Below are 10,735 nucleotides of genomic sequence, written 5' to 3' on the forward strand. Positions count from 1 at the left end.
TGTTGATCAATTACTGGAAAGAAAGCGGACAACTGCAGAACGTGCAGATTCTGTTGGCGCAGCTTGAGCAGATGAACCCGGATGATCCGGCTTTGCAGCAGGGGCTTTAAAGCAAAGATCGCAGCCTTCGGCAGCTCCTACAGGTGAATACTTTCAACCTGTAGGAGCTGCCGAAGGCTGCGATCTTTTTGCTTACAAAAGGTTGAACGCTCGTCTCGGTCAATGGTCAAGTGAAACAGGCAGTCGATTGCGGCTTTAACGCCCGCAGCCTCGTTCCCCTGGTCAAAAGAGGGCATTTTTTGTCTACATCCAATGAGTTCATCAGTGCAAAAGCCGCCACCGGCATCGAAGGTCTGGATGACATTCTCGATGGCGGGTTATCCCGTGGTCATGTGTTTTTGCTGGAGGGTGAGCCGGGTACCGGCAAGACAACCGTCGCGCTGCACTTTCTAATGGCCGGCGCCCGCGCCGGCGAACGCTCTTTGTACATCACCCTGTCCGAAACCGAGCGCGAATTGCGCCAAGGCGCGCGATCCCACGGCTGGGAACTGGACGAAAGCGTGCATATCTTCGAGCTGACGCCGCCGGAAAGTCTGCTCAATGCCGAGCACCATCAATCGCTTCTGTATTCTTCGGACCTTGAGCTGGGCGAAGCGACAAAGCAGATTTTCGAAGTGGTCGAACGGGTCAAGCCGACCCGCGTGGTGCTGGATAGCCTGTCTGAAATTCGTCTATTGGCGCAGAGCTCTTTGCGCTACCGCCGACAGATCCTCGCGATCAAACACTACTTCGTGCGCTATGACGCCACGGTGGTACTGCTTGACGACCTGACCACCGAATCCCTCGATAAAACCGTGCACAGTGTGGCGCACGGGGTGATTCGCCTGGAAGAACTCACGCCCAATTATGGCGCCGAACGCCGGCGGATCCGCGTGGTGAAGTACCGAGGTCAGAAATACCGTGGCGGCTATCACGACTTCACCATCATGGGCGACGGCGTGCACGTGTTCCCGCGCCTGGTGGCTGCCGAACATCGCGGTCGTTATGTGCGCCAGCAGTTGACCAGCGGCATCGCGGAAATGGATGCGCTGCTCGGTGGTGGCATTGAAACCGGTTCGAGCACTTTGATTCTCGGGCCGGCGGGCACCGGCAAATCCCTGATCGCCATGGTCTTCGCTGCAGCCGCTGTAGCGCGGGGTGAAAAAGCGGCGCTGTTCATTTTCGATGAAGAACTCGGCTTGCTGTTCGAACGCATGAAGAACATCGGTATCGACCTCAAGGCCCTGCAAGGCACCGGCAACCTGATGATCGAGCAAGTGGATGCCGCCGAACTCTCCCCTGGCGAGTTCTCTCACCGGGTGCGTCGCTGCGTCGATGAGGGCGAGATCAAAACCGTGGTGATCGACAGCATCAACGGCTATCAAGCGGCCATGCCCGAAGAGAACGCCCTGGTGCTGCACATGCACGAGTTGTTGCTGTACCTCAACCGCAAAGGCGCGGCGACGTTCATGACCGTTGCCCAGCATGGTCTGGTGGGCGACATGCAGGCGCCGGTGGATATCACTTACCTGGCCGACACCGTGATTTTGCTGCGCTACTTCGAAGCGGTAGGCAAGGTACGCCGGGCGATTTCGATCATCAAGAAGCGCACCGGCAGCCATGAATCGACCATTCGCGAATATCGCATCAGTTCCAATGGCATGACCATCGGCGAACCGCTGGATTCATTCCAGGGGGTATTGCGCGGTGTCCCCACCTATATGGGTGCGAGCAATCCGTTGCTCGGGGATGAAGCCCCGTGATGATCCGTGAAGCAACATCAGAACGAGCGATCATCCTGGCTCCACAGGGACGGGACAGTCAGGTTGCACTGATGTTGCTCAATGAGGCCGGGGTCGACGGGATCATCAGTAGTGATTTGCCTAAACTCTGCCGTGAACTGGAAGAAGGTGCCGGTCTTTTACTGATCGCTGCCGAGGCATTGTTGGGCTGCGATCTTGAGCCACTTCTCGGTCTGATCGATCAACAACCTGCCTGGTCAGACCTGCCCATCGTCCTGCTGACCCACCACGGCGGTCCGGAACAGAACCCGGCGTCACGTTTCGGCCCGCAACTGGGCAACGTCACCTTCCTCGAACGGCCTTTTCACCCGGAAACCTTGATCAGTCTGGTGAACACCGCACTACGCGGTCGCCGACGACAGTACGAAGCCAGGGACCGGCTGGTCGACTTGAGTCAAAGTGAGCTGCGCCTGCAAAACACCCTCGAAACCCTTGAGCAGCAGGTTGAAGAGCGCACCGCACAGTTGCGGCACAACGAAGAGGTCTTGCGCCAATCGCAGAAAATGGAAGCGGTTGGCCAACTCACCGGCGGCATCGCCCACGACTTCAACAACATGCTGACCGGCATTATCGGCAGCCTGGAACTGCTACGCCGGCGCCTGGCCCGTGGGCGCACCGAGGATCTAGACAGCCTGATCGACCTCGGCGTGACATCCGCCAATCGCGCGGCGGGACTGACACATCGTCTGCTGGCGTTTTCCCGCCGCCAGTCACTGGATTCCAAACCGGTGGAGATGAATACGCTGGTGGTGTCCATGGGCGAATTGCTGCAACGCAGCATCAACGAAAGCATTCGCCTGGACATGCAGCTGAGCGATCAACTGTGGGTGGCCGAGGCCGATCCCAATCAACTGGAAAGCGCCCTGCTCAACCTGGTCATCAATGCCCGTGACGCCATGCCCGACGGCGGTAATCTGGTGGTAACCACCGCCAACCGCAAACTGGACGCCGAGTTCACCAAACCCCACAGCAATTTACAGCCCGGCGACTACGTAGTTCTGAGCGTCACCGATAACGGCTGTGGTATGCCGGAAAGCACCATCAATCGTGCTTTCGATCCGTTCTTCACCACCAAGCCTATCGGTCAGGGCACGGGGCTTGGGTTGTCGATGATCTACGGTTTCAGCAAGCAATCGCGCGGGCACGTGGCCATTCAAAGCGAAGTGGGCGAAGGCACCACGGTCAGTTTGTTCCTGCCGCGTTTCGGCGGCGACCTGCCGCAGGACTACCCCGTCGACAATCATCATCCATTGTTCGCTCAGGACGGTGAAACGGTGATGATCGTCGAAGACGATCCGGCGGTGCGGGCGTTGGTCAGCACGGTGCTAAGTGACTTGGGTTACGCCTTTGTCGAGGCCTGCGATGCCGACAGCGCGTTGCCGATCTTCGATTCCACCCAGCGTATCGACCTGTTGATCAGCGACGTCGGGCTACCCGGCATGAATGGCCGGCAATTGGCAGAAATTGGCCGACAGTATCGGCCGGGACTCAAGGTGTTGTTCATCACCGGCTACGCCGAACATGCGGCAGTGCGCGGTGGTTTCCTCGATTCAGGCATGCAGATGATCACCAAACCGTTCACCTTTGACCTGTTGACGGCGAAAGTGCGAGAAATGATCAGCGTCTGAAACATCCCCCTGTAGGAGCAGCCGCAGGCTGCGATCTTTTGATCTTCTTTAAAAAGATCGCAGCCTTCGGCAGCTCCTACAGTTTCAGGACAGCATGTCCTGCATGAGTTCCTGCAACACATCCAGATCGAACGGCTTGGCCAGGATCGGCGCCTTGCGCGTGATCGGGCTGTCGGTCTCACGGATTTCCTGTGGATAGCCGCTGATAAAAATCACCTTGAGTTCCGGTCGCAGTTTTACCGCCGGTTCGGCGATCTGCACGCCGGAGATTCCGCCAGGCAGGCGGAAGTCGGTGATCATCATGTCCAGGTGCGGCTTGCTGGCGAGGATTTCAAAAGCCTGCTCGCCGTTTTCGGCCTGCAACACCCGGTAACCCTCCCCCGACAGATAGGCAGACAGCACCATCAGAATCGAGGGGTCATCTTCGACGATCAATACGACGTCTTGTGCATCTTCACTCATGGGAAGCCTTTGTTCGGTCAATAGCTGCTGATACGACCGTGGGGTCGTTCAGAGGTTGCGTTTATCTGGCTGTTTTCCTACAGCGGCAGACAAACGCGAAACAGGGCGCCTTCGCCAATCCGGCTTTCGACGGTAATGGTACCGCCATGGGCGGTCACAATCTGTTCGGAAATAAACAATCCGAGACCCAGCCCCGCAACCGCGTGTTTGGCTGTGACGCGCTCGAACTGTTGGAAAATCCGTTGCTGGTTTTCTTCGCTGATGCCAATCCCGAGGTCTCGCACCTCCACCCGGGCCTGATTGTTTTCACTGTACACCTTCACGGTGATCGGACTCTTGGCACCGTACCGCAAGGCGTTGGTCAGCAGGTTGGAAATCACCTGTTCGATGCGGAACTCGTCCCAGTTACCGACCACCGGTTGCTCGGCTTCAAGGGTTACGGAGGACTCGGCGGCATCGATCTGCGCGGCAAAGTTCTGCAACAAATTGCGCACCCGCTCGGACAGATCGAAGCGCGACGGTCGAATCGACAGCTTGCCAGTGCGAATCCGCGAGACGTCGAGCATGTCTTCGATCAGGCGGATCAGGCTCTTGATCTGCCGCTCATCGCGATCGACCATCGCGTGCATTTTGTCTAGGGTAAACGCCGACGCGTTATCCCGGGCCAGGTGCATTTTGCGCAATTGTGTTTCGAGGATCAGGCCATTGAGCGGCGTACGCACTTCGTGGGCAACGATGGACATGAAGTCATCGCGCATGCGCACGGCCTGCTCCAGTTCGAGTTGCGTGCTCTGCAACCGCTGGAGCAACGCCTCCTGCTCGCGGCGGCTCTGCTCCAGCGCTTCGACCTGTTGCTTCATCGCCTTGCTCTGGCGATACAGATCGACGAAGACGTTGACCTTGCTCTTGACCGCGTGGATATCCAGCGGCTTGTGCAGGAAGTCCACGGCGCCGCTTTCATAGCCTTTGAACGCGTAATTCAGCTCGCGACCGGCGGCACTGACGAACACGATCGGGATGTTTTTGGTTTTTTCCGTGCCGCGCATCAACTCGGCCAGTTCAAAGCCGTTCATGCCGGGCATTTGCACGTCGAGAATGGCCATGGCGAATTCGTGTTGCAGCAACAACGACAAGGCTTCGTCCGCCGACAACGCCTTGTACACGATACGGTCTTCACGCTTGATCAGCGCTTCAAGTGCCAACAGATTTTCCGGCAGATCGTCGACGATCAGCAGTTTGGCCTGGATATTACTTAGCATGCGATTCGTTCCAGCTCGACAAGCAGACGGCCGATGCCGTGGATAGGGAGAATGTGGTCTGGCTGATGAAAGTCCAGTGCAGCCAGCGGCATGGTGGCGACCTGCGCCTCGTCCGGGTCCTGAATAATGGTCAGGCCGCCACGGTGCTTGACCTGCGCCAGACCGTGGGCGCCATCGCGGTTGGCGCCGGTGAGCAACACGGCGGCCAGAGATGATCCGTAGGCATCAGCGGCGGAATCAAACAGGAAATCGATGGCAGGTCGCGAATAATGCACGCGGTCTTCCAGGCTCAGGGAAAAGCTGCGGTCCTTTTCCACCGACAAGTGATAGCCAGGCGCCGCAAAGTACAGCGTGCCGGGTTCCACCGGCGTTTTGTCATGGGCTTCCAGTACGGGCAGCGACACTCGGCGGGCGAATACCTCGGCCAAGTGGCTGCGGCGCTCGTCCGGCAAGTGCAGCACAACAATGATTGGCAACCCAAAGCCCTCGCGCAGCGGGGCAAGGATGGTCAGCAACGCCTCTACGCCGCCGGCCGATGCACCGATGACGATGGCTTCAATGGACGGCAAGCCCGTTTCACTGTTCATGATTTGCGGTAAATCCGTTCCTGTTTGACCAACGGTTCGAACTGATTGCCGAAGGCTGAAAAATCCGGGGTTTCCTTGCTGCCAAGCACCAGAAAACCACGGTGGCAAAGAGATTCATGAAACAAGCCGAACGCTCGATCCTGAAGTTTTTTATTGAAGTAAATCAATACGTTGCGACATGAAATTAATTGAGTCTCTGAAAAGACACTGTCGGTCGCCAGACTGTGGTCGGCGAAGGTCACGTTCTCGCACAGCGACTTGTCGAAAATCGCGTAGCCATATGCCGCCGTGTAGTAGTCGGCGAACGATCGCTGGCCACCGGCCTGCTGGTAGTTGGAAGTGTAGGCGCGGACATTCTCCATGGAGAAAATCCCCTGCTTGGCTTTGTCCAGCGAGCGCGGATTGATGTCGGTGGCGTAGATGATGGTGCGATCGAGCAAGCCTTCTTCACGCAGCAAAATCGCCATCGAATAGACTTCTTCGCCGGTGCTGCAACCGGCGATCCAGATCTTGATCGATGGGTAGGTCTTGAGCAGCGGCACCACTTCCCGGCGAATCGCGAGGAAGTGCGACGGGTCGCGAAACATCTCACTGACCGGAATCGTCAGCAATTGCAGCAGCTGCATGAACGCCGTCGGGTCGTGCAGGACCTTTTCCTGCAAGGCCGAAATGGTGTTGCACTCGAACTGGCTCAGCGCGTGGCTCACCCGGCGCTTGATCGATGCGCCGGAGTAATCGCGAAAATCGTAGCTGTACTTGAGGTAGATCGCCTCGATCAACAAGCGCAATTCGATTTCGCTGTTCCGTTCGCCTGAATAATTGCGCTCCACTAGATACGTTCCATTTTCGGTAACCACACACGAATCAGCGAAAACAGGCGATCCAGGTCGATGGGCTTGGCCAGGTAATCGTTGGCGCCCGCTTGCAGGCAGCGCTCCTGATCGTCCTTCATGGCCTTGGCCGTCACCGCAATGATTGGCAGCTTGCGCCAGCGCGGATCCTTGCGCAGTTCGATGGTGGCTTCAAACCCGTCCATCTCCGGCATCATCACGTCCATCAACACCAGATCGATGTCTTCGATTTCATTCAATCGTTCAATCGCTTCACGACCGTTTCGGCCAATGACCACGACTGCACCCTTTTGCTCCAGTGCGCTGGTGAGGGCGAAGATGTTGCGTACATCGTCGTCCACCAGCAGCACTTTGCGCCCCTCGAATACCTTGTCGCGACTGCGCGCAGTCTTGAGCATCTTCTGTCGATCATGGGACAACCGCGATTCGACTTTGTGCAGAAAGAGTGTGACCTCATCCAGCAAGCGCTCGGGTGAGCGCGCGCCCTTGATAATGATCGAGCGGGAATACTTGCGCAGTTCGGCCTCTTCGTCCCGGGTCAGGTTGCGCCCGGTGTAGACGATGACCGGCGGGAACGAGCAGATTTCCTCGGTGGACATGCGTTTAAGCAAGTCGTTGCCGAGCATGTCCGGCAGCTTGAGGTCAATGATCATGCAGTCGAAGATCGTGGTGCGCAGCAGCTCCAGGGCTTCCTGGGCGAGGCCGACTGCGGTGATCTCGATATCTTCGTCGCCGATCAGTCGGGAAATGCTGTCACGCTGCAAATCGTCGTCTTCCACCAGCAGCACGCGCTTGACCTTCTGGGTCAGCTTGGCTTCGAGCCGGGCGAACACGTCTTTGAGTTCTTCACGGGTGGTCGGCTTGACCGCATAACCGATGGCGCCCATGTGCATCGCCGCTTCGACCCGATCTTCGACGGAAATCACGTGCACCGGGATATGCCGGGTTTCGCCGTGTTCCTTCAGGCGTTGCAGCACGGTCAACCCGGAATGGTCCGGCAGGCGCATGTCCAGCAGGATGGCGTCTGGAAGGAACTGCCGCGCCAGGTCATAGCCTTCATCGGCGCCGTGGGCCACCAGGCACTGATAACCCAGTTCATGGGCCAGGTCGTAGAGGATGTGCGCGAAATTCGGCTCATCCTCCACCACCAGAATGCAGCGAGTAGTGAACGGTGCCTTGTTGCGGTCATCGTCGAAGCGGGGAATCTCTTCGGTGATCAACGGCGCCAATGCGGCGGGGGCTACGTGAGAGACCGTCGCCACCGCTACGGCGCGCATCGGCGCGGCAGGTTCTTCGCCTTGTTCAACGTACTGTTGCGGCAACACCAGGGTAAACACACTGCCCTGCCCCGGCGTACTGGTCACGCTGATGGAGCCGCCTAGCAACGCCGCCAGATCGCGGGAAATCGACAAGCCCAATCCGGTGCCGCCGTAACGGCGATTGGTGGTGCCATCAGCCTGGCGGAACGCTTCGAAAATGCTTTCGTGTTGGTCGGCGGCGATGCCAATCCCGGAATCGCGGATGCTGAAGGCAATGCCATCGTTCGGCGCTGCGGCAACGCTCAGGCTGACGCTGCCTTTTTCGGTGAACTTCACCGCGTTGGACAGCAGGTTTTTGATGACCTGTTCCAGGCGCTGGCGGTCGGTGAACATCATGGCCGGTACGCCGTCCTGCAACTCGACGTGGAATTCCAGCTGCTTGTCCGCCGCCAATGGCTGGAACATCCCGCGCAAGCCGTCCACCAGACGCGCAACGCTTGTAGTCTCCGGGCGGATTTCCAGCTTGCCGGCTTCAACCTTGGAAATGTCGAGAATGTCGTTGATCAGGTTGAGCAGGTCATTGCCGGCGGAGTAAATCGACTCGGCAAATTTGACCTGTTCGGCGCTGAGGTTTTCCTGGGGGTTTTCCGCGAGCAGCTTGGCCAGGATCAACGAACTGTTCAACGGCGTGCGCAGTTCGTGAGACATGTTGGCGAGGAATTCCGATTTGTACTTGCTGGAGCGTTGCAACTCCTCGGCGCGCTCTTCGAGCTGGGCCTGGGCCTGATTGAGTTCAGTGTTTTTCAGGTCCATGGCGTCGCGTTGCTCGGCCAGGATCTCCGCCTGCTCGGCGAGTTGTTCGTTGGTTTGCTCCAACTCGACTTGCTGGGTTTCCAGGTGGGCCTGGGACTCCTTGAGAATTCGCGATTGTTCTTCCAGCTCTTCGTTGGCGGTCTTGAGCTCTTCCTGCTGAACTTGCAGCTCTTCGTTGAGTTGCTGGGTCTCGGCCAACACTTCCTGCAAGCGTTGGCGATAGCGCGCCGCCTCAATAGAGGTGCCGATGTTGCCGGCAATCAGTTCGAGCAATTCAATGTCACGCTCGTCCAACGGACGCAGGAAACCCAGCTCGATAACTCCGTTGACCCGTTCATCGTCACTGGTGGGCACCACCAGCACACTGTGCGGCAAGCCTTCTCCGAGGCCGGAGCTGACCTTGAAATAGTCGCTCGGCACATTGTCGAGACGGATCAGCCGCGCCTGATGCGCGACCTGGCCGACGATGCCTTCGTCGCTGTAAATCTGTTGATCAATGGCTTCCTGTTCGCGCGAGAACCCGTACGACGCCACTCGCCGCAGACCGCCGTGTTCTTCGCGCACATAAATGGCGGCCACGGCGCTGCCCAGATACTGCGCACAGAATTGCAGGATGTTGCGCCCCAGCACGTTGAGAGAAAGCTGCCCCAACACTTGCTCGGCCAGTTCGGTCTGGCCGTTGCGCAGCCAGGCTTGCTGCTCCAGGCGATGGGCACTGGCCTGCTGTGCCGCCAGCGTCGCGCCGTAGCTTTGCGACAGGTTAACCAAGTCGCGACGGCCGATATACGCCAGCAAGCCACTGATACCAGCGATGAACAACAGGTAAAGGGCGATGCTCCAGATCGTGGTGCGGCGCACTTCTTCATTGCGCGCGGCACGCAACTGCTGCTCCATGTCGATCACGTCTTCGAACTGCTTGCGAACCTCGTCGGTCAGGCGCTTGCCCTTCCCGGCCCGAACCGCACTGCGGTAATCGCCGCTGGTTCGCTGCAAGTCGATCATCGATTGCGCGTAATCACTCCACTCCTGCTGCAAGGACTGCAACCGGTGCAGGCGGTCGGTTTGCACCGGATTATCGGCGGTCAATTCAAGCAAGGTTTTGAGCACGACTTCGACGCGCGGTTTAGCGGTTTCGTAGGGTTCGAGAAACTTGTCGTCGCCACTCAGCAGGAAACCGCGCATCCCGGTTTCCAGGTCGACGGTCAGCTTGACCGCCTCATTGGCGTTATTGATCACACGATCTGTGTGCTCGACCCACTGGATCGTCGACAACAAATAAGTAATCAGCGACACGAAAAAAACCGCACTGATAGCGCCGACGCCCAGCGGCAGGCTGATGTTGCGGCTCAGGATTTTGCGGAATCGTTGCTCATCAACCGAAGACGCAGAGGTCATAGTCAAGCCTTGTCGAACTGGTGAAAACCACGGAGTTTGCCCCAAAAGTGCCGAATGGATCCATTTTTCTGACGTGTTTTTGCGCAAAGTCCTACATTGAGCTGCTTCCGCGCCAAGGGAGCGGTATCCTTCTGCTCTACTCTTTTTATAGCGCGTTGGGAACTTGTCGGGATCCGCCACTTACTCATGCAAGAGGGCCGGCGATTTCGACCGACCGGCAACCGCCCATCATTTTTTGAGAATCCGACTATGTCCGCTAACGCCTCCATCATCCTTGTCGTCGAAGACGATGCCATCGTGCGCATGCTGATTGTCGACGTGCTGGAGGAGCTGGAGTTCAAAGTGCTTGAAGCGGATGGCAGCGAACAGGCGCTGGAGTTCCTCAACGATGAGGATCAGTACATCGATTTGATGATGACCGACGTAGGACTGCCGGTGATGGATGGCCGTGAGCTGGCCGTTCAAGCGCGGATGCTGCGACCCGAGCTGCCGATTTTGTTTGCCAGTGGTTATGCGGAAAGTATTGAAGTGCCTGCAGGCATGCATGTGATTGGCAAGCCGTTTTCCATTGATCAGTTGCGGGATAAGGTCAAAGGGATTCTTGGCAGCTAATAAAAACGTGCCGCCTGACACACGGAAC

8 protein-coding genes are annotated in these 10,735 nt (G+C 57.8%); 3 read left to right on the top strand and 5 right to left on the bottom strand.

Translation table 11 applies throughout. The features are described from left to right. Positions 1 to 299 precede the first annotated feature (299 nt). Both KGB21_RS27815 and KGB21_RS27820 read left to right on the top strand, forming a co-directional pair. Positions 300 to 1,802 carry an ATPase domain-containing protein gene (locus KGB21_RS27815; RefSeq protein ID WP_223507357.1) on the top strand — a complete coding sequence of 501 codons (1,503 nt, stop codon included), beginning with the start codon at positions 300 to 302 and terminating at the stop codon, positions 1,800 to 1,802. Then, on the top strand, positions 1,802 to 3,469 hold the full coding sequence (locus KGB21_RS27820) for a response regulator (RefSeq protein ID WP_263386358.1): 1,668 nt from the start codon (positions 1,802 to 1,804) through the stop codon (positions 3,467 to 3,469). Before KGB21_RS27815 ends, KGB21_RS27820 begins: the two co-directional genes overlap by 1 nt. Positions 3,470 to 3,553: 84 nt before the next feature. Here KGB21_RS27820 and KGB21_RS27825 read toward each other — a convergent pair whose 3' ends face one another. The 5 genes from KGB21_RS27825 to KGB21_RS27845 form a co-directional block, all read right to left on the bottom strand. Next, entirely contained in the window at positions 3,554 to 3,931 is a 378-nt protein-coding gene (locus KGB21_RS27825; protein ID WP_223507359.1) for a response regulator, read from the bottom strand. Positions 3,932 to 4,008: 77 nt separating this feature from the next. After that, positions 4,009 to 5,190 (bottom strand): hybrid sensor histidine kinase/response regulator, encoded by a 1,182-nt coding sequence (locus KGB21_RS27830; protein WP_034146555.1) that lies wholly within the window; start codon positions 5,188 to 5,190, stop codon positions 4,009 to 4,011. Then, the gene (locus KGB21_RS27835; protein WP_223507360.1) at positions 5,184 to 5,777 is read right to left on the bottom strand and encodes a chemotaxis protein CheB; all 594 of its coding nucleotides are present in this window, start codon (positions 5,775 to 5,777) and stop codon (positions 5,184 to 5,186) included. Before KGB21_RS27835 ends, KGB21_RS27830 begins: the two co-directional genes overlap by 7 nt. Next, positions 5,774 to 6,607 carry a CheR family methyltransferase gene (locus KGB21_RS27840; RefSeq protein ID WP_223507361.1) on the bottom strand — a complete coding sequence of 278 codons (834 nt, stop codon included), beginning with the start codon at positions 6,605 to 6,607 and terminating at the stop codon, positions 5,774 to 5,776. The genes KGB21_RS27835 and KGB21_RS27840 overlap by 4 nt, the downstream gene beginning before the upstream one ends. Then, positions 6,607 to 10,095 carry a response regulator gene (locus KGB21_RS27845; protein ID WP_223507362.1) on the bottom strand — a complete coding sequence of 1,163 codons (3,489 nt, stop codon included), beginning with the start codon at positions 10,093 to 10,095 and terminating at the stop codon, positions 6,607 to 6,609. Before KGB21_RS27845 ends, KGB21_RS27840 begins: the two co-directional genes overlap by 1 nt. A 249-nt stretch (positions 10,096 to 10,344) precedes the next feature. Here KGB21_RS27845 and KGB21_RS27850 point away from each other — a divergent pair, with 249 nt between their 5' ends. Next, complete coding sequence (locus KGB21_RS27850; protein ID WP_223507363.1) at positions 10,345 to 10,707, top strand: response regulator; 363 nt, start codon at positions 10,345 to 10,347, stop codon at positions 10,705 to 10,707. Positions 10,708 to 10,735 lie beyond the last annotated feature (28 nt).

This window comes from Pseudomonas sp. GL-RE-29, from assembly GCF_019947275.1.
GTDB classification, from domain to species: Bacteria; Pseudomonadota; Gammaproteobacteria; order Pseudomonadales; family Pseudomonadaceae; genus Aquipseudomonas; species Aquipseudomonas fluorescens_A.